The sequence below is a fragment of the Nitrospira sp. SG-bin1 genome, from assembly GCA_002083365.1.
Taxonomy (GTDB): Bacteria; Nitrospirota; Nitrospiria; order Nitrospirales; family Nitrospiraceae; genus Nitrospira_D.
The window spans coordinates 1-17,600 of record LVWS01000027.1; the positions used below are offsets into that span (position 1 = coordinate 1).

The 17,600-nt window shown below is 55.2% G+C and carries 22 protein-coding genes and 1 pseudogene; 5 read left to right on the top strand and 18 right to left on the bottom strand.

Annotated elements, in window-relative coordinates; genetic code table 11:
* The 8 genes and pseudogenes from A4E19_18640 to A4E19_18675 form a co-directional block, all read right to left on the bottom strand.
* Nucleotides 1–839 (bottom strand): hypothetical protein (locus A4E19_18640; GenBank protein ID OQW34097.1); only part of this gene is annotated, 839 nt, incomplete at its 3' end.
* A gap of 28 nt (nt 840–867) precedes the next feature.
* The gene (locus A4E19_18645) at nt 868–2,106 is read right to left on the bottom strand and encodes a hypothetical protein (protein ID OQW34098.1); all 1,239 of its coding nucleotides are present in this window, start codon (nt 2,104–2,106) and stop codon (nt 868–870) included.
* Nucleotides 2,103–4,415: a hypothetical protein gene (locus tag A4E19_18650; GenBank protein OQW34099.1), complete on the bottom strand. Its 2,313-nt coding sequence runs from the start codon at nt 4,413–4,415 to the stop codon at nt 2,103–2,105. Before A4E19_18650 ends, A4E19_18645 begins: the two co-directional genes overlap by 4 nt.
* A gap of 340 nt (nt 4,416–4,755) precedes the next feature.
* Complete coding sequence (locus A4E19_18655; protein ID OQW34100.1) at nt 4,756–5,034, bottom strand: hypothetical protein; 279 nt, start codon at nt 5,032–5,034, stop codon at nt 4,756–4,758.
* A 4-nt stretch (nt 5,035–5,038) separates the two neighbouring features.
* Nucleotides 5,039–5,381: pseudogene (locus A4E19_18660) on the bottom strand (Xre family transcriptional regulator).
* Nucleotides 5,382–5,395: 14 nt separating this feature from the next.
* A complete protein-coding gene (locus A4E19_18665) occupies nt 5,396–5,590 on the bottom strand; it encodes a hypothetical protein (GenBank protein ID OQW34101.1) in 195 nt (64 codons plus the stop codon).
* 61 nt (nt 5,591–5,651) lie between these two features.
* On the bottom strand, nt 5,652–5,921 hold the full coding sequence (locus A4E19_18670; GenBank protein OQW34102.1) for an addiction module toxin RelE: 270 nt from the start codon (nt 5,919–5,921) through the stop codon (nt 5,652–5,654).
* Nucleotides 5,905–6,117, bottom strand: coding sequence for an anti-toxin (locus A4E19_18675; GenBank protein OQW34103.1), 213 nt, complete (start codon nt 6,115–6,117; stop codon nt 5,905–5,907). The genes A4E19_18670 and A4E19_18675 overlap by 17 nt, the downstream gene beginning before the upstream one ends.
* Before the next feature lie 169 nt (nt 6,118–6,286).
* Here A4E19_18675 and A4E19_18680 point away from each other — a divergent pair, with 169 nt between their 5' ends.
* Nucleotides 6,287–7,246, top strand: coding sequence for an integrase (locus A4E19_18680; GenBank protein OQW34104.1), 960 nt, complete (start codon nt 6,287–6,289; stop codon nt 7,244–7,246).
* Nucleotides 7,247–7,401: 155 nt separating this feature from the next.
* On the opposite strand, the gene A4E19_18685 is transcribed toward A4E19_18680, so the two are convergent.
* The 7 genes from A4E19_18685 to A4E19_18715 all read right to left on the bottom strand — a co-directional run bounded on the left by A4E19_18685 (nt 7,402) and on the right by A4E19_18715 (nt 13,733).
* Nucleotides 7,402–7,653, bottom strand: coding sequence for a hypothetical protein (locus tag A4E19_18685; GenBank protein ID OQW34105.1), 252 nt, complete (start codon nt 7,651–7,653; stop codon nt 7,402–7,404).
* Complete coding sequence (locus tag A4E19_18690) at nt 7,650–7,997, bottom strand: addiction module toxin RelE (protein OQW34106.1); 348 nt, start codon at nt 7,995–7,997, stop codon at nt 7,650–7,652. The genes A4E19_18685 and A4E19_18690 overlap by 4 nt, the downstream gene beginning before the upstream one ends.
* Before the next feature lie 197 nt (nt 7,998–8,194).
* A complete protein-coding gene (locus tag A4E19_18695; GenBank protein ID OQW34107.1) occupies nt 8,195–8,476 on the bottom strand; it encodes a hypothetical protein in 282 nt (93 codons plus the stop codon).
* A gap of 427 nt (nt 8,477–8,903) precedes the next feature.
* Entirely contained in the window at nt 8,904–9,440 is a 537-nt protein-coding gene (locus A4E19_18700) for a conjugal transfer protein TraF (GenBank protein OQW34108.1), read from the bottom strand.
* Entirely contained in the window at nt 9,437–11,413 is a 1,977-nt protein-coding gene (locus A4E19_18705; protein ID OQW34109.1) for a conjugal transfer protein TraG, read from the bottom strand. Before A4E19_18705 ends, A4E19_18700 begins: the two co-directional genes overlap by 4 nt.
* Nucleotides 11,410–13,311: a hypothetical protein gene (locus A4E19_18710; GenBank protein OQW34110.1), complete on the bottom strand. Its 1,902-nt coding sequence runs from the start codon at nt 13,309–13,311 to the stop codon at nt 11,410–11,412. Before A4E19_18710 ends, A4E19_18705 begins: the two co-directional genes overlap by 4 nt.
* Nucleotides 13,308–13,733: a hypothetical protein gene (locus tag A4E19_18715; protein OQW34111.1), complete on the bottom strand. Its 426-nt coding sequence runs from the start codon at nt 13,731–13,733 to the stop codon at nt 13,308–13,310. Before A4E19_18715 ends, A4E19_18710 begins: the two co-directional genes overlap by 4 nt.
* 226 nt (nt 13,734–13,959) lie before the next feature.
* On the opposite strand from A4E19_18715, the gene A4E19_18720 reads away from it, so the two are divergent.
* Genes A4E19_18720 through A4E19_18735 form a run of 4 tightly spaced genes read left to right on the top strand, consistent with a single transcriptional unit; the run spans nt 13,960 to nt 15,931 of the window.
* Nucleotides 13,960–14,337, top strand: a complete 378-nt coding sequence (locus A4E19_18720; GenBank protein OQW34112.1) for a hypothetical protein — start codon at nt 13,960–13,962, stop codon at nt 14,335–14,337.
* On the top strand, nt 14,337–15,062 hold the full coding sequence (locus tag A4E19_18725) for a conjugal transfer protein TraL (GenBank protein ID OQW34113.1): 726 nt from the start codon (nt 14,337–14,339) through the stop codon (nt 15,060–15,062). Before A4E19_18720 ends, A4E19_18725 begins: the two co-directional genes overlap by 1 nt.
* Entirely contained in the window at nt 15,062–15,502 is a 441-nt protein-coding gene (locus tag A4E19_18730) for a hypothetical protein (protein ID OQW34114.1), read from the top strand. Before A4E19_18725 ends, A4E19_18730 begins: the two co-directional genes overlap by 1 nt.
* A gap of 30 nt (nt 15,503–15,532) precedes the next feature.
* A complete protein-coding gene (locus tag A4E19_18735) occupies nt 15,533–15,931 on the top strand; it encodes a hypothetical protein (protein OQW34115.1) in 399 nt (132 codons plus the stop codon).
* Nucleotides 15,932–16,013: 82 nt separating this feature from the next.
* Here the strand turns inward: A4E19_18735 and A4E19_18740 are convergent, their stop codons facing one another.
* The 3 genes from A4E19_18740 to A4E19_18750 are packed head-to-tail and all read right to left on the bottom strand — an operon-like array spanning nt 16,014 to nt 17,393.
* Nucleotides 16,014–16,868: a hypothetical protein gene (locus A4E19_18740; GenBank protein OQW34116.1), complete on the bottom strand. Its 855-nt coding sequence runs from the start codon at nt 16,866–16,868 to the stop codon at nt 16,014–16,016.
* 24 nt (nt 16,869–16,892) lie between these two features.
* Nucleotides 16,893–17,117, bottom strand: a complete 225-nt coding sequence (locus A4E19_18745) for a hypothetical protein (GenBank protein OQW34117.1) — start codon at nt 17,115–17,117, stop codon at nt 16,893–16,895.
* A 3-nt stretch (nt 17,118–17,120) separates the two neighbouring features.
* Nucleotides 17,121–17,393 (bottom strand): hypothetical protein, encoded by a 273-nt coding sequence (locus A4E19_18750; protein OQW34118.1) that lies wholly within the window; start codon nt 17,391–17,393, stop codon nt 17,121–17,123.
* Between the last annotated feature and the right edge of the window lie 207 nt (nt 17,394–17,600).

Consider the following 17,600-nt stretch of genomic DNA (forward strand, 5'->3'; position numbering starts at 1 on the left):
ATCGCAGGACAGATTATCTTGGACAGCAGTGGCTGCTTGCCCTTCTCTCGGCGCTTCTTGTTGAGCGCAGCTGGTGCGCCGATGTCGGCCATGCTGACGTTGGCGCAGTTGATGACGCTGCACGCCTGAATTAACATCATGATCTCATCGTGTGAGTCGAGCATGATCTGTGCGAACACCTCCTCCCGGTTGCCATCATGCTTCTCCAAGATCTCTGCGTAGCCCTCGGGCAGCAGGACGAACGGTTCTGCTTGAAATTGCATGCTCGTGGGTGTCGCCCGTCCAGCCGTGATCAATGCCTCAGCCGCGAGGCGAGATGACGGCGTGGCTTCCTCCAGCGTTCGGGTAATCACCGTGTTGTGGTAGGGCACGAACGCTCCACCAAATGCGACCGTCCAGTGCTGAACCTCAGGTGACCAATAGATTGGGACCACGAACACACCCCCCTCTGGGAAGGTCGTGAGGATGCGGTTGTGTCCCGGGAGCAGTTCATGATCAGGACCCGCTTCCCAGCACAACGCGATGCGCTTGGTCGCACGCCACTGGGTGAACTCGCCGGGCTGCTGGACTGGATGTTCCGTTTCCCAAGGGGCCTCAAAGGCCACACAGGGGAAGGGGAGGCGGATCTGGTCCAGATGTGTCTGCCGGAATTCCTGTGGGTCGATGAGCTGACAGCCATTCGGTAAGATGAACTTGACGCTCTGGTGCAGCTTGTCGATTAACGATCGACAGACCTGTGCCGACTCTGGAGCCACATGTTGCCAGTTGCGCTCCAGGTCGTGCAGCGCGTCGATCGCGTGGGCGCAATAGTTGAGTGTCTGGACCTGTTCAGGGGGCATGGTCCGTCCATTGCTGCTATTAGTAAGATTAGGTGTCAATCATCTTGCCCGGGGCGGATGCAACGTAGATTCCAGCGACACGCTCAAGTCTTGCAATTCCCGATATTAATGAGGCATGGCGTTCTGTGCAGCGCGAAGCATCATATACAAATACTACAAACTGATCATACAAACCGTGATTGGCAAAATAACCCACAGAGTCTGCCTCTATCTCCTGTTGAACTTTCCCAAAATCTCCTTGTTGTCGCACGTACTTAACTTCAATTCCTAACCGGAGAGACCTTATACCGAAGTCCAAACGACTTGAACGAACACCACTTTTGGCTACAGGGTCCTCGTAGACTAGGTCCGGGAAAAGCGGTCTAAGCATAAGGAACAAGATGGCTTGAATATGCTCTTCTCTATCGACTTTCCACCTCACCGCTCGAGATTTTCCAGGGGAGTCCCAAATCCAGCGCTCCATTGCAGATTCAAAGCCTTCCAGGATAGACCGTACTGTACCCAATGGGTCAGCTTCACGTGGAAACATCTGGTTGATTAACAGCTCTACCCCCGCATGTATCAATAGAGCTTCAAAACCACTTTGCTCATCGGTTCCTTGGAGACAAGTATGCCTCAGGAGATCTTTCCTGATTGCCGCCATATTGATTGCTGGCAAACATCTTGAAGATTCTACCGGGAAAAGTGCATGTGTCAAAAGCGCCATGGCCCTATCTGCTTGATCGGAAAGATTCTGATCTGCTCTACATGGTGTAGTCTTGGCACCAAGGTTCCATGCAGCTATTTGAACACATAGCCACTTTCGCAATTCAGCGACATCATTGGCTCTCGAATCAGCACAAATTTGTTTGAGACGGGACTTCGTAGATTCTGGAACTTCGGCACGTAAAGTAAGGGGGACAAGCCCAAGTAACACCAGAGGGTTGTGGCCTATTCCGCGCCTATCGGATGTGAAAGGCTCACGACTAAGGATCACTTGGAGGCTATCAGACCAGGAAAACTGCTCAACGTCTCCACGGATATGATCAGAATCCATATAGAGCCCTAGAGCAGCTAGGTATGGGGCTTCTAGAGTTCTCGAGCCATCTATGTCAGTGGCCTTAACATAGTTGATTAAGCTTTGGGTGTGATTCAAACCGAGTTTGTGAGACAGCCACGTAAGCAATCCATCTTTCACGCTAGGAGGATCGCTCATCAGCCAGGTCGTATTTGCTTTGCGAATTGCCGCCAGCGCGTCCCCTAATGGAGATGAAATGCTCTCGGTCATAGGAACCATCTGCTGCGGCGTAACTTCGTGTTCAGCAAGTCTGGAGACCAGTTAGGCACTGTGCCCAGTTTGCTCATCAGTCTGGCAATGAGGGCAGAATACAATATCGTGGCAGGCTCACGTGATGGGCGCATTGATCTCCAGGATAACCCTGTAAAGTAGAAAACTTGCCTTGTAAGCGCAGTCATATCAGTGAACGTCGATTTGCGATGCATCTCTATCAGAAGGGGCTTAGGGAGTGGCTCTTTGTGTCTTCGCACTAACTCCGGCCCATTCACGCAGAGTAATCTCCTATACCGACTTAATTCGACAGATAAACCTCGAGGAGGAACATGTTGCCCTATTACCCCTTTACTCTTGTTCCCAGAAAATTCTTCTGCCCATGACTCCCTTCCATTTTGGTCAAGATCCATCAAAAGGAATGGATGATCTTCCTTGATATCGAGAAATGCGTATTCGAACAGAATATCTGTGCCCATTCTGTCAAGGGCACTCTTGGTTATCGTTGCGATATCCGTGTTTCGTAATGGCTTATAGCTATGGAACACCAGTCTAACTGTTTCACCAGTTCGCCAGCTATGCTCCTGCTTAAGCGCATCCAAAATTTCTTCCACTACAGACTTCAGGGCCTCTGGATATTCTTCAAATCGACACTGCCTGGTGGACGCCGAGAGAAGATAATTCCCGTCACTCTTGAATACAGTGGTAATTCCAACATATCTCCTCCTCGCTTCAGTTCTGCCTCCAATCTCGGCAGTGCCCATCCCGAAGATGATCTCATGAGCCACCGTTTGGGCCGGCATAACCGTCCAAGGCGTGCCCCCAAGTTTAGAGTAGAGAGCCACCGAGATATCCTCATAGATATACTGCAGGTCATACTTCGACCTACCTATTTTGCTAAGTCTTACTTCTTGAACAGGTATGCCTTGTCCGAGAAGATAGGCTTTGCTAATGAGGTATGGATTCTGAGGTTCCGTAAAAGCGTGCTCATCCTTAAGAACAACTATGGCTGCATCATAGGTGTGGCTAAATTGGGATAGGTGACTTTCGATCGCTGCTCGATATCTTCCGCCCACAGCAGTTGCGTTTGCCCCTGCCAGATTTGCCGATATGACACTAAACACCGGATTCACCAGCCTATAGAGTCTTCCAAACCCTCCGCTATATCTCTTTTGTCCCTGTGGCCCAAGACCCTCCTTAAACTCCTTTACGAAAGCTTCTACCTTTCCTTGTACGTCGGCTGGGCCCACTACGAGAATCCTCGGAGTCTTTTTGTCGAAACTTTCCTGATCGAAAGGACCGTTCTCTTCAAGTCCCGCAGAAGGGAAACGATGTTTTCTACTTCGATCAGAGTCGAAACAGAATTGAATAGGACCAAAGTTGATCACTGATTCGTGTCCCAGTCTATTTTCCATTTGCACAAGTTCAGAGAACCGGACGGTGATGTCACGGGAAATCTTTAATTCAGATCCCAACATCTGGCCCTTCAAATCTTTCAGTTCTTCGAGATATGATGGGGCGGCTACTACAGTGGCTTGGCCGTTCCACTCTGCTTGATCATAGGCTTTCTTCTTATCTCCAAGGATCTTGCTAAATATCGCGGTGAAGGTATCCAACGACGGCTCCAGCAAACATTCAGATGCTGGAATACTTTGATACTTGGATCCAACCTCAAAAATCGCCTTCTCTCCTTCGACGGCTACAATTTCCCCAATAAAGCGAGGGCCAGGCTCCTTAACTCTATCGATTGCACAAAGACCGCGGACATCTATTCCTTGCTCGACGACTTCCAGAAGAGTACGGTCAATTTCATGGTACTTACCAAAATTGACCGAAACAACGACGCGTGCACTACCCGGCCTGACTGCAATTACTCTCGTGTCTAGTTCAGATTTCTTATACTTATGGAAGCCAACGAGCTGGGTAGGAACTGGAAAATGAATGTGCTTGAAGGCATAGGATACAAGATCGCGCGTCCTATCAATGATCAAAAGCCCCTCACGGGTATATTGCATGCCGGAGTCAGGTAATACTTGTGGGAGCCGCTCTTTAAGTAAAGCAGAGAGTACGGTGAGATTGTCATTCGTAAGGAGTTCGATATCCTCACCATCTAGAGCTTCATGCCCATCTAGTGGGATACCTATAACTTCATGAGCGATACACTCTGATGTCCTTCTGTATAAAAACCATGAACCTTTCACTCTTTCTCTAAGCGTCTTGAATTCATCTATATCGTTGTACTTGAGCCTCTTCGCCCGAAAAGACGTTGGAGAGAACTCTGCTCCGAAGCTAGACAATATCAGCTTCATGTTTCCCCGTAGTCATTCTTTGGGCGGTATTAATATCAGAACGGACTTTTCTCTTCCACTGCATTGATCATACAACGCATGACTTTTCTTCCTCCCGTACCGAGCCATTCCTTTGACTGAGGGGCCATTCCCTTCTCTTCAAACTCATGGGAGCCCATGAGTCGCGAGCAGAGATTTTACCTGCGATTGGTTTGTCTTCGCCTTTACTCTGTTGAGAACGGTATGGCTTGGTGAGCCGTCAAATGGGGAAAATGGGGTCGTTCGCCGGTCCTCCCAAACTGACAAGGGGACAGTACGGTACGCCGAATCCACTTCCTTGGACGTAAGAACGACCCGCTTGCTATTCCTCATCCGCGATGATCTCGTCGAGTGTTGATTTCGACAGCCCGCGTGCCTTCGCCTGGTGGCTCTGGCGATCGGCAAAGCGCAAGAATTCCTCTCGGTTCTGCGCACAAACCCGGGCATACTCTTGAGCCGACAAGACCACCGCCACAGCACGGTTCTGACGACGGATCGTGACCGGTTCCTGTTGTGCGGAATCCAGGACCTTGCCCAAGCTCTGTTTGGCCTCACGCGCTGAGACATAGCGCGTGGTGGGACCTCCTTGATTCAAGGGCATGGCATCATCGCGCGACCGTAACTTGTTGATACGGTTCGCCACGGCGGTGACGGCTCACTTGAATCGTGACTTTCTGCTCCAGCTTGTTGAGAAAGCCGATCAGGCGTTCTTGACTGAAGCGGCTGAATTTAGCTCGCATGACGGCCGAGACGTCTGGTTGCTTCAGCCCCAGCAGTTTCCCGGCTTCTTTTTTGGCTTAAGTCTTTGTCCCTGATCGTCTTCATCACCTGAATACCAAGAGCGGTGCGAGTAGAGAGTGCATCCGCGTCATCAAGCCCAAGATCAGTAAAGAGATTGCCTGACCAGGTCTCACGGTCTGTGGTCTGGGTATCTTCGCTGTTGTGCATACTCTTGTGCTTCCTTACGTGTGGGGTTTCGGTGACGATGTGGGCTCCAACCCATCGGTCAGGGTCCGCTCCCAGATGGCGAACTCCTTCTGATAGGCCGGGTCATGCGTTTCATCACGATTGGCTTCCAACGCGGCTTGTTCCAAGATTCGCCATTGTTCACGTTTCAACAGATCATAGAGATATCCACTGCGATTCGTGCCGCCCATGGGTTCACCCTCGATTCATGTCGAGCCCGTGTCGTCGAAAATCAACAGGGCGCTCATAGATTCAGTCTTCATACACCGTGCTCCGATGGGCCACCCGCACTACCAAGACCACCATTCTGTTATCTTCGATCCGGCAGATGGCTCGATAATCGCCGATCCGATAGCGCCACAGACCCGCGAACGAGGCTTTCAAAGGTTTACCAAACACGCGGGGATCGTCAGTGGGCGCAATTCGATCATCGAAATAATCCAGAATGGCCTGTTGAGCCTGCCGGTCGAGCCGCTTCAGATCTTTGAGCACGCGCCGGTCATACTCAATGGTCCAGGCCAAGTTCCTGCCTCATCTCGTCGGAGCTGAGTCGGGGCCCTGGAGTTTCTAATCGCTGTTCCGCGATATACCGATCCTCCAACTCGTCGAGATGCTCTTCTAATAGGAGTCGGATGTAATAGGTCTTGGTCCGGCCTGTCCCTTCGGCAAGCTGCTCTAAGCGGTCTTCCAGTTTTTTCCCCAATCGTAAGGAGACCATCACACCTCCGTAGCACATGTGATACGTGTAGGAAGTGTATGACACATGAGGATCTGTGTCAACTATGACATGGAGTGACTCTTACATATCATTGTTTCAATTGACATAACTAAAAAAAAAGATATGATAAAGGACGTTATCATACGCTATTGGTTAGCAGGGGACAAATATGAAACATGAAATACAGCTCGCAATTCCGGGAACCAGAACACTCCCTGCCCTCTTCACAGCGACGCCCGACGCAGCGAAGAAGTTCGTCGCATTCTTTACCGCCAACATCCGCAACCCGCACACCCGGAAAGCCTATACCTGGGCGGTCGCTGAATTTGCCGCCTGGTGCGAGCGGCATGGGCTGCTCTCCTTGCAGGCCATCGAGCCGGTGCATGTGGCCACCTATATCGAAACCTTGCAACGCCGGCTGGCCGCTCCGTCCGTGAAACAACATCTCGCCGCGATTCGCATGTTGTTTGATTGGCTCGTGGTCGGCCAGGTCCTTCCTACCAATCCGGCCAGCTCCGTCCGTGGACCGAGGTACTCGACGAAGAAAGGCAAGACGCCGGTGCTCACGGCCGACGAAGCTCGTCTCCTCCTCGATGCGATCGACAGCAAGACGGTGGAAGGATTACGGGATCGCGCGTTGATCGGCTTGATGGTCTACACCTTTGCTCGCATTGGTGCGGCAATTACGATGACCGTGGAGGATATCTATATCCAAGGCCGTCGCACCTGGGTGCGGTTGCATGAAAAAGGCGGCAAGCTCCATGCGATGCCCTGCCACCACCATCTTGAAGACTATCTGCACGCCTACCTCAAGGCGGCGCAGCTCACCGAGGGCAAGACCCCGCTCTTTCGGACGATGCGTGGCCGAACCGGGTTGCTTTCTGATCAGCCTATGACGCAGCCGGATGCCTACCGCATGATTCGCCGTCGCGCGGAAGCGGTGGGCATCCGCACAAAGATCGGCAATCACTCTTTTCGCGCCACGGGCATCACGGAGTATCTTCGCAACGGCGGGAAGCTGGAAATTGCCCAGCAGATGGCGAATCACGAGAGCGCCCGCACGACGGGGCTCTATGATCGGCGCACCGATCAGGTGTCGCTGGATGAGGTGGAGCGGATTGTGATTTAGAGGCAGACAACGACGGGAATCATGCGCGCGGAGCGTGAGCCATGATGACACCCCGCCAGGTGAACGTCCCTTCGACCACGACCCATGGAGGATGTGTGTTTGACGTATTCAATAATTCACGAGCGCCCGCCGGACCGCTTCCGGCTCACGGTCAATCACCAGAAGATAGGCGCGTGTCGCGCCGCTAGGGATGGCTCGTCCTTGCTCCCATTGCTGCACGGTCCGAAAGCNNCATACTGCTTGGCAAATTCGCTCTGACTCATCCCTACTTTCTTCCGAATGCGGGCCACATCGATCTCGTGAGGAACATGGACCACGTATCGATGCGTTTGTCCATTGACCCAGTCCAGAGCTTGCTTGGCACTCGCGATCATGCGCCGCCCTGCCGATGGTGTGTGCTTCTTCATCGCGCCCTCTTTCTTCGATAGGCTGCAGCCAGCGTTCCCAAGATAACCTTGAGCTCGTTCCGTTCGGCCTGTGAGAGGTCTATCCGCTCATTTTTCGCAAACACGTTGAGGAGAAACACCGGAATATCGGTTCCACTGAAAAACGTGATCACCCGATATCCTCCGCGTTTTCCTTTGCCTTTTCCGGCGAAGCGTACTTTTCTCGCACCACCTGTCCCTTGAATTTCATCTCCCGCGTCGGGATGACGGGCAAAATACTCGACGATGCTCATTCGCTCCTGCTCTGAAAGACCGACTCGCTTCGCATCCTTCAAATACTCTTCCGTTTCGATGACGGTCTGCATCGCCTATTCCCGACTATACGTTAATTGCGTATAGCTGTCAACAACCGTCCGTTCGCGAGCAACGTGTGCCGTGCGATGTTCATCGCAGCTTCCCCCCCATTACCCTCATTCACGTGTCGTTGAAAGAGGCCGAGCGGATGTGATTGAAAGAGCATACCTGGACGTTCCTGTGTTCGGGCTTCGCGAGGGTACGGCCCTCACGCGACGTGAAGGCGTCGGACTTTGATCTGGTCGCGTCGGACCTGCGCTAGCTCATAGTGCGCTTGTTGCACGAGCCACCCGTCCTCGGTCCCTCCAAATACCTTGGCCAGCCGCACAGCCATTTCCGGCGAAATGCCCCGTTTGCCATTCACCAGTTCGGATAGCGTGTTGCGCGTGACCCCCAGAGCCGTCGCCGCATCGGTAATGCTCAAACCAAACGGCTCAATACACTCCCCCAACACGACCAGGCCGGGATGCGGCGGATTTTTCATGCTCATAGCTCTGTCTCCCTTTAGTGATAATCGAGATACTCCACGTCGTGTGCGCCGTGGTCGAAGCGGAAAATCACCCGACAGTTGGCTCGCACGGTGACAGCGCAGATCCTTTGTATGCGCCTTTCAAAGGGTGCAGCCGGTGACTCGGCATGTTCATATGTTTGATGGTCGGCGCCGTCTAACGTGGCCAGAATGCTCTTGGTTCACTCCCCGCGGATCGTCGTCGTCAAACAGCCGTTGCAGCCCCTTATGGCGAAAACTGCGAATCACGCCGAACTGTAACGGGCCACGTGTTGCATGTCACTATAGAAACGAAACGCGCGTGGATGTTTCCCTGTTTTTCCACGACCATCGCGTGCTGCACACCTGAGACCGGCTGGTGGTCTCGTGGTTGGTGCCGTGCGGGGGCGTCCAGCTCAGGCTGGTGTGTCTACCATGTCAACACAGGATAGATGAGGCTTTGGATGTGCGCTCGATGCACGGGACCAAAGTATCGAGCATCGTAAGAACGGCTGTTGGTGTCCGACATCAACAAGAGTTCCGAGGCTGCCAGTACATGATCGGTGACACGAAACTGTGGGAGTGGTCGTCCCATCGAATCTGCTTCAAACGGTTGACTCGCTGGGATAATCGTCCCGTTAATTATCACCCCTTCATCCGTCACGCTCACCACATCGTTGTGCGCGGCGAGGACTTTTTTCATCATGTAGCCGTATCCGCCAGCGCAGAATCCCGCCCCGATGTAGCCTCGCTCCTTCGCCAAGTCAAACTCTGGTCGCTTCGGTGGACACCACAACACATAGTCACCTTTTGCAATCGGATGGTTCGACATCTTGTAGAGCCCAAGCGGAATGCTGCGCGTGGTGTTGAAACGAAGACCTGATTGATGAGCCAGGACGAGGCCCAGTGCGAGACAGAGACCCGCAATCACAATCGGGTGACGGAAGCGGCTCTCCCAGGTCGTCATAGCTCGATCTTCACGGTCTGTGGCACGTGCGGATCACAGAGCCTGTCGCTGATTGCTGGCGGTGGAATCGCCGCCCGAGCCGCGAAAATAGGATCGTGAAAAAAGAGTGGTTGGCGGCCGTAGATCGCCGGAAATCCTGCGACGTAGATCACCATGTCCCCTGCTTCCATGATCTGTCCCTGCGCGTCTTTCTTCGGCCCCGGCATCCGGAGACATTCATCGGGAGTCAGTAATGGCCGTTGCACCTCGTGGTGCGTGCGCGATTCCTGCGCCTGAATGGCGCTCATGCGCCGTCGGCTGACGGTCAGTTTTTCTTGGATGACAGTGGTCTGTCCGGTGAGACGGGACAGATGTTCGGCCGTTTCAAGGCGATTCGGCGGAAACGCATTCTGGATATGGCAGTTGGAGCTAATGGCTTCATCGGTCCCGTACCCGGTCTCACGGCTTCTGAGTTGGTTGATATCCTGACAGATGAGATAGAACTTCAGCCCGTAGCCCGCCATGAACGCGAGGGATTCTTGAAAGATCTCGAGTTTCCCCAGACTCGGAAACTCATCGAGCATGCCCAGCAAGCGATGTTGATAGGCTGCGTGAGTCGTGAGCTGTGGTTGAGTGGACCGGACACCCATTCCCTCACACAATTGACTCCACCAGGATGTGGGCGCGGTCTCACGATGAAAGGCAATCGTGTCGGTGAGTAAGCGTAGCGCCATGGCCACGAACACCCGAATCAGCGGACGCAACCGGGCTTTGTCATTCGGCTTCGTGACGAGGTACAGACTCACCGGACTGGGATGGTGCATGAGATCTCGAATCTTGAATTCTGAGGCGCTGACGTTGTGGGCGACGAGGGGATCGCGATACAGCGCGAGGTAGGATTTCGCAGACGAGAGGACCGAGCCTGCTTCCTCCTCGGGCCGATCCATCATGTCTCGAGCGGCGGCTCCCACCACCGGATGCACCTGCCCGTTCACGTGACCATAGGTCGTCATCTCTTTCCACAGCTCGGCGATGGGCCGTTGGGGATCGGCTAACATCCTATCGACAGCGGGTAAGGAGGTGATCGTGCCGTCCTGTCGGGCCTTGTACAGCGCGTGCAGCATGACGCCAACCAGCAACGCTTGGCTTGTCTTCTGCCAATGAGATTCCAGGCCACGTCCGTCTGGATCCACCAGGATCGTGGCCAGATTCTGGGCGTCGGCCACTTCGTGTTCGGTCCCGAGCCGCACTTCATCCAGCGGATTCCACCGCACACTGCCCTGTGCCGCAGCCGGTTCAAAGCGTAACACGTTATTCTTCGCGTGGTGCTGTCTCCATCCTGCCGTGAGTTCCCACAACTCCCCTTTCAGATCGGCAATGAGGGCGCTATGCGGCCAGGACAACAGCGTCGGAATAACCAAGCCGACCCCTTTGCCGGATCGAGTCGGCGCATAGGTCAACACATGCTCCGGCCCACTGTGGCGCAAGTAGTGCAGCGTGCCTTTCGCATCCAACCAACCGCCCACGTACACACCATCGGTTGAACAGTGCGGCGTGCCCTTCACCCAATCCATGACCGTGCGAGCGCGAGGCAGCAACGTGGCGGCTTCAAGATCCTCTCGGTTGGCCCATCGTGCCGAGCCATGCAGGAATGGATTCGGTCGAGGCCGTGACGCTTGGACCGTGCGAGCGATGGCGAGACACAACAACCCGCTTGCCGCCACGATCATGCCGAATCCTCCGGATTGTCGGAGCTGCAGTGGATAGTCGCTCGTCCAACGGGAGGCCCATTCAAGAATGGCCCAGGGTTTATACAGTCCACCGAAATGGTCGCCTAACACCTCCTGATAGTTGAAGGTAGCGGCGAAAAATTGTGTGGCCGACTGCAATCCAACGACGAGCGAGGCACAGGCCAAAAAGGGAATCACCAGGCCTGGTTTGGGCTGTGGGGCTCGGACTTGAGGACCCACCGCATTGTTGTAGGTGCTGCTCATCGCCGCCGTCCTCTCCCAAGCGTGATCGATCCGGTGGAAGACACCCGGAGTGAATGACCCCGCTTCAAAGAGGCGAACTGTTTGAATGTCGCGTCATCAATGGAAAGCACCAAGATCTCATCCTGACGGTGAACGAGCGCAACAGATCCGTCTTGGGTTTTCTCAACAGAACCGAACTGCACCATCCCCTGGTCTCGTGCCTCGAAGCGTCTGACGGTCGGCGTCCGAATGATCTGTAACCGTTTTCGTTCCTGTTCCGCAAGATGGCGAAGCACGGCATCACTCGGCGGGATGAGTGATGGCGCGGCCTGCGCCGGAGGTGTGGCCGGTGGAGTCTCTACTGTGGATCGTCGTCGCGAGTCCCGCGCGTAACGTTGGCGCTGGTGCTCCAGTGCCGGGTCATCGAAGCGAATGGTGAGATGAGAATGAGCGGCTACCTGTGCCACACGAGTCTTGAATGCATCGGACCCCGACACGGCGATCGTGGTCCCGTACTTTTGTACGGCGAGCCGGAGCGCCGCGTCGATTCCCTCGTTCGTGACTTCACGCGAGACCTGGAGGCGGGTGCCGTCGTCACGGACGGCCGAGAGCCCGACCCGATAAATGATGGTGCCCTGTTTGGTGATGTAATCCTCCTTCGCGCCCACGACGGCGTTCACCAGTCTGGTGCCAACCGCCGCAATGGTGTCACCACTCAGACCGCGTACGGCCTCTCGGGCGCGCAACGCACGCAGCGCCTCTGTATTACCCGCTAGCGCCTGCTGTCGGAGCCAATCAGCCCATGTCAGTCTCTGATAGCGTGCCGTGATGGCGGCACATTCCTGTCGATGTCGATCGACAATCTGATGGAGATCGGACCGAAGCGACTGCGACACCTTCGTGTAGAGCAATTTCTTCGTGATCCGTCCCCGCATGGTGAGTTTGATGGTGTCTCGTTTCATCTGTCCGGCTCGCTTGGCCGCATCGATGTGCTGCGTCTTCCGGCTCCGCGCCTCCTGCATCGCGACGGCCCTCCCGTGAGCGCGGGCCAGCCGGTCTTGTTGATACCGCTCATAGAGCACTGTGGTGTCCATGCGGCTGCGAACCGGCTTCGGTTCGTAGCGGCGTGTGGGCTTCGCGGTCTGCACGACACCGGGTGGTTGAAACCGACCGAGACGGCGTTCGAGGGACATCTTGGAGAGATCCCGCGCCACTGAACTGGCTCGAACAAAGGTCCCCTGCCCATCTGTGATGACGAGCCCTTGTCCGCGTGGTTGGCTGGCCAAACCATGCTGATGAAGCACCTGATGCAATTCTGACCATGATTGGGCGGACCGAAGTTCACCAAGACAGTCTCGTTGCATCCAGCCGATCAGGCTTTCGGTGCCCGCCTGCCGCTCCATATCTGACGCCCGATTCTCCCCGCCGGTTTTCCGGACCTGATGATGGTCTTGCTCGAGATGAAAGGCCTCCTCCAAACTGTCGCACAGTTCTCCGAAGACCCGATAGGCTTTGTACGGCTCATGGAGGGTGTAGCGGGTCGGATGAATTTTGTTGATGGCCAGATGTAGATGCACATTGTTGGTGTCATGGTGGAGTACACTCACCCGCTGATGTTCTCCGAATCCCAATCGGTGACAGACTCTGGCTTCGATCGTTCGCAGGGTCTCAGTCGAGGGCAGCTCACCGGGCCGGAAACTGATGATGAGATGATAGGTCTTATCCGACTGAGCTCTGGTGTTGAGCGATTGGGTATTCAACATTTCGAGTGACGCGGCGTCGTGCCGGTGACTCTGACAGTTCGTCAGCGTGATCTCCCCGACCCGTTCCTGTCTGCCTTGAGTGTTCGTCAGATAGTCCACGAGAGACACGACATTGCTCTTCCGCAGGGTTCGCATCGGCACATGCTTGATAATCATGTGCCGTCGTCCTTCGGTGAACTCGTGCTTTGGCTCGTGTCTGAACTCGTCATGGGGTCGGTCTGTGGCCGAAGAACCTTCTGCATCAGTGCCAGCATCTGATCTTGCGTCCGGTCGATCTTCTTCAAGGTCTCGCGGATGGTCCGGGCATCAATCCCCGGAGCGGGTTTCCCGTTCGAGAGCCACAATTTTAAGAGTCCGCCGAGTCGCCCAAGATCGCCATTGATTTTGACCAACTCCTCTACTTGATGGTGGTCCACGATGCTACGGATGGGATAGCCCATGCCGACGCGCAGCAGATAGGACGACTTGCTCAGTCCGGTTGAGCGGGCTTGCTGCTCGATGGTCTGCCGCTCGTCCGGGAAACAATAGACTTTGATCGGCTGGTAGTCTTTTCGATTCTTCGACTCTTTTGCCTTCATCTGTCTGTTCCGCAGGATAGGCACCCCGTTGAGCGCGCCGGCGCGAAGAAGGGGCCTGTGAAGGGTGGCTCACCAGGTCACTGGTGGGCCCCCTTCACCTATCCTGCCCTGCATCTTAGCTCTAATAATATTTGGAGTCTAGAATACTTTCTTCTGGTGAACTCATCATTGATCTTGTATAAATCATGTAGATTCTCTGATCTAATCGGTATAATCTAAGCATGGAATGCGGAGGAATATCCCACAAGGTGCTAAACCTTCTACGAACAACGCGCGAACGCTGTCGGCGCGGGTCCTCGACTTCGCGAACAAAACCGCGCCGCGTTCCACGAACCGGGTGCGGATCTTGGCGTTGGCCCCCGACATTCGCCGGGCCATCCAGGATGGATGGTCGAGGCATCTGATTTGGAAGACGCTGAAGACAGAAGGGACCCTCACGTGTAGCTATGACACGTTTCGGGCGCACGTGAAGCGGCTGTTGCAAGAGCCCGCTGATGGTCGTGCAGCACTGCCGCCGACTCAAGACCGCCCTCCGTCCGCACCGTCAGCCTCTTCGAGCGGCTTCGTCTTCAACCCCGTACCGAACAAGGAGGAGTTATTCTAATGGCCACGATTCATCTCATTTTACAAGGCAAAGGCGGCGTCGGAAAATCCATGATTGCAGCCTTGATCGCCCAGTACAAACTGGCAAAAGGAAAGCGCCCGCTTTGCATCGATACCGACCCGGTGAATGCGTCCTTTCAGGCCTATCAGAGCTTGAAGGTACACCGCCTCACCATCCTGCAGGGCGATGAGATCGATCCGCGCAGTTTTGATCAGCTCGTGGAGCTCGTGGCGAAGGCCAAAGAGGATGTGGTGATCGACAATGGGGCGAGTTCGTTTGTGCCGCTCTCGGCCTATGTAATCACGAACCAGGTTCCGACCTTGCTGCGTGACATGGGGCATCAGCTGGTCGTGCATACCGTGGTCACGGGAGGACAAGCGTTGTCGGACACGGTGCACGGGTTTGCCCAGCTCGTGAAACAATTTCCGACTGACGTGCAATTCGTCGTGTGGCTGAATCCCTACTGGGGGCCGATTGAGCTGGAGGGCAAATCGTTCGAGCAGATGAAAGCCTATACGACGCACAAGGATCGGGTCTCGGCGATTGTGCGGCTTCCCGATCTCAAAAAAGAAACGTTTGGGCGCGATCTCAGCGACATGCTGCAGAACCATTTGACGTTCGACGAAGCCCTTGCGTCGTCCTCGATCACGATCATGGCACGGCAACGGTTGTCGATCATCAAGAAGCAGCTCTTTGAACAGTTCTCTGCTGTGCCGGTGCTGTGATGGGCGACGATCCCACCGATGACTTGCTGAAGGAAATTGCCTCGAAGCATGGCGTGGCGTTGGACCGAGCGGACCCGATTCTGATCGTGCAGACGATGCACGCACGGTTATTGGCTGAAAGCCAGCACACCCAACAGGCCCTGCTCGAGGACTATCGCAAGACGCTCGAAGCCTTGCTCGATCGATGGGGCGTGGAGATCAAAGCCAAAGCGGAGCGGATCGTCACGGCGTCGCTCACCGCCAGCACCGAGACCATGAAGGCACAGATGGCGGCACACACCACGGACGTGGCCGGATCGATCCGGAACGAAGTCACCGGTGTGCTGGAACAGAGTGAGACGAGGATACGCCGGGCCACCACCCTGGGGTACCTGAATCTCCTCGCCGCGCTGGTGATGCTGCTGGCAGTGGTCATCGTCTCCTGGATCCTCCGTTGCTAACGAATATCCAGACACGACTGAGGACGAGACATGGGAGCGAAGAAAAGTGTGTCGGCCAGGGTGCAAGAACGAGCGCAACGGGTCTCCCCTGCCGCACGCAATCGAGCGCAGATCGTGGCCCTGCGGCACGAAATCGAACAAGCACTGAAGGATGGCTGTTCGCTCGCGATGATGTGGAGCACGCTGCAGGAGGAAGGTACGATTCAGTTCGGCTATGAGACGTTTCGGGCTCATGACAGCAAACTGGTCCGCCCGCTCTCGGAGACACGCCCCGAGTCCCCTCCGATCAGGAGGGGTTCAGGACCCATGAAGCAGCTGTCGACGGGGCGGCTCATGGGGCGAGCAAGTGCGCCAGGGCGGACGCTGGCACGCCTGCAACGCCCCATCCGCCGCACTCGGAATCGGGCGTCCCCGCCCCGTGGTGGGTGAGGGGCGGGACACGCGATCAAAGAAAGCGTCGTGATTTCCTCCCCTTTCACCTGCTGTCCCATCGCACCAGCGCCATTCCTCCTCAGCCTTTCGGCGCGGGCAACGCATGGGGATAATGCTTGGCGACGATCCGATTGAGTCGTGTCACCAGATCAGGACGCTTGAAGGTCACATGTCCGTTCTGATTTTTGAACAGCCGAATGGAGAAATAGTCATTCTCGGCAAGCTTCGGCCAGACTGACGACGCCTGCATCGCCGTTGAAATCAGACTGTAGGACGCATGGCGGTAGTCAGCCTCTGGCTTGCCGTCGCACAGATGAAATACGCGCAACAGGTCGTCGAGGTGATCGGTTGCGGTGTGATTGGCACTGCCGTACGATGTCAGATACGTCATCACGATCCGCTTCTCGAATTTCTGCGGTTGGTTGGTTGTGTAATCCCATGAGAGCCGCTTAAAACACTCGATCACGCCTTGGTCAAACATCTCCTCACGTGATTCGTGGAGCGTCGAGAAGGTACTCACTATCGCCTCACGAGTCAGTTCCGGCACCTTCCCGCCGTGGATTTGCTCATCCACTGCCTTGCGCTTCGAGGCACACATGAGCGAGCGCAGACCGGAGTCGTTCAATAGCGTCATCCATCCGCCGGCGTCCACAGAGGCCTGAAACGTCTCCAACAGCGTCGTCCGGTTGGCATCCTCACCCGTGACGCGGATGCCGTGACCTCGCCAATCACGGGATAATGAAATATCTGGAAAGCCAATCCGGGCCGCGTTCGCCAGGGCGTGCGCCTGCTCCAGCTTTGCCAGCGCCTCCTGAAACAAGGTCATGACCGCCTCCCGTTGTTGCAACAGATTGGCAATACTGAGGCTCGGAATCAGTTCGTGTTCTGGTCCTGCGTCGCCGTCTGGCGTCACAAAGATGGTCTCTGGATTCATGTCCCCGTCCTTTCTCTTCCTGATTTATAAGCCTGCCGTGATGATCATGTGGTTGTGGTAGTCCTTGGCTCGTCGGCCCACGAGTGCATGAGCCGCGCGGGATCGCTGGGCCTTGTCCGCGATGTATTCGCGCAACTCAATCCCATCCCACTCTTTTGGAATCAGGCCGGTATGAATAGCGCGCATGATATCGGCTCGAATGTTTCTCAACAGATCGCCAACGAATTGACGTTGTGCTCGTTTCGTCATGGTTCACACCTCCTCGTGGTGGAAGTCGCCAACGGTGGCGTGTTTCCCACAGGCTTTGCAGATCGCCACAGAAGCGTCGTCATATGCATGGCTGCCATGATCGGAGGACAGATCTGATCCGTCATCCCAGAGCAACACGTACGTGGTCACCTCAACCGTGAAGGGTCCCCAGCTGTGGCAATCCGGGCAGTGCCAGCCTTCTAAACAGTTGGTGTTGGGTGAGTTCTTGTGAGAAGGATGTGTCATGTATGCCTCTTTCTGTGTGTGCATGATCACTACGCAAAAGTCTCATGAGCGTTCAGCCAGCCAGAATCGGCAAACGACACATAGCGCTCATCGCCCATGACGATATGATCCAACACGCGAATCCCGAGGATGTCGCCTGCACGGACGAGTCGATCCGTCAGCACCCGGTCTTCCTGACTCGGCGTCGGATCACCACTTGGGTGGTTATGTTATGTGACGTTGCGCATTATGTGGAGT

Coding starts and splice junctions, on each gene's coding strand:
- A4E19_18695 (OQW34107.1), bottom strand. CDS start 8,476: ATGAGCATGAAAAATCCGCCGCATCCCGGCCTGGTCGTGTTGGGGGAG.
- A4E19_18690 (OQW34106.1), bottom strand. CDS start 7,997: ATGCAGACCGTCATCGAAACGGAAGAGTATTTGAAGGATGCGAAGCGA.
- A4E19_18665 (OQW34101.1), bottom strand. CDS start 5,590: ATGGGCGGCACGAATCGCAGTGGATATCTCTATGATCTGTTGAAACGT.
- A4E19_18715 (OQW34111.1), bottom strand. CDS start 13,733: ATGAAGGCAAAAGAGTCGAAGAATCGAAAAGACTACCAGCCGATCAAA.
- A4E19_18730 (OQW34114.1), top strand. CDS start 15,062: ATGGGCGACGATCCCACCGATGACTTGCTGAAGGAAATTGCCTCGAAG.
- A4E19_18735 (OQW34115.1), top strand. CDS start 15,533: ATGGGAGCGAAGAAAAGTGTGTCGGCCAGGGTGCAAGAACGAGCGCAA.
- A4E19_18725 (OQW34113.1), top strand. CDS start 14,337: ATGGCCACGATTCATCTCATTTTACAAGGCAAAGGCGGCGTCGGAAAA.
- A4E19_18720 (OQW34112.1), top strand. CDS start 13,960: ATGCGGAGGAATATCCCACAAGGTGCTAAACCTTCTACGAACAACGCG.
- A4E19_18705 (OQW34109.1), bottom strand. CDS start 11,413: ATGAGCAGCACCTACAACAATGCGGTGGGTCCTCAAGTCCGAGCCCCA.
- A4E19_18680 (OQW34104.1), top strand. CDS start 6,287: ATGAAACATGAAATACAGCTCGCAATTCCGGGAACCAGAACACTCCCT.
- A4E19_18650 (OQW34099.1), bottom strand. CDS start 4,415: ATGAAGCTGATATTGTCTAGCTTCGGAGCAGAGTTCTCTCCAACGTCT.
- A4E19_18710 (OQW34110.1), bottom strand. CDS start 13,311: ATGATTATCAAGCATGTGCCGATGCGAACCCTGCGGAAGAGCAATGTC.
- A4E19_18645 (OQW34098.1), bottom strand. CDS start 2,106: ATGACCGAGAGCATTTCATCTCCATTAGGGGACGCGCTGGCGGCAATT.
- A4E19_18700 (OQW34108.1), bottom strand. CDS start 9,440: ATGACGACCTGGGAGAGCCGCTTCCGTCACCCGATTGTGATTGCGGGT.
- A4E19_18655 (OQW34100.1), bottom strand. CDS start 5,034: ATGCCCTTGAATCAAGGAGGTCCCACCACGCGCTATGTCTCAGCGCGT.
- A4E19_18675 (OQW34103.1), bottom strand. CDS start 6,117: ATGGTCTCCTTACGATTGGGGAAAAAACTGGAAGACCGCTTAGAGCAG.
- A4E19_18740 (OQW34116.1), bottom strand. CDS start 16,868: ATGAATCCAGAGACCATCTTTGTGACGCCAGACGGCGACGCAGGACCA.
- A4E19_18745 (OQW34117.1), bottom strand. CDS start 17,117: ATGACGAAACGAGCACAACGTCAATTCGTTGGCGATCTGTTGAGAAAC.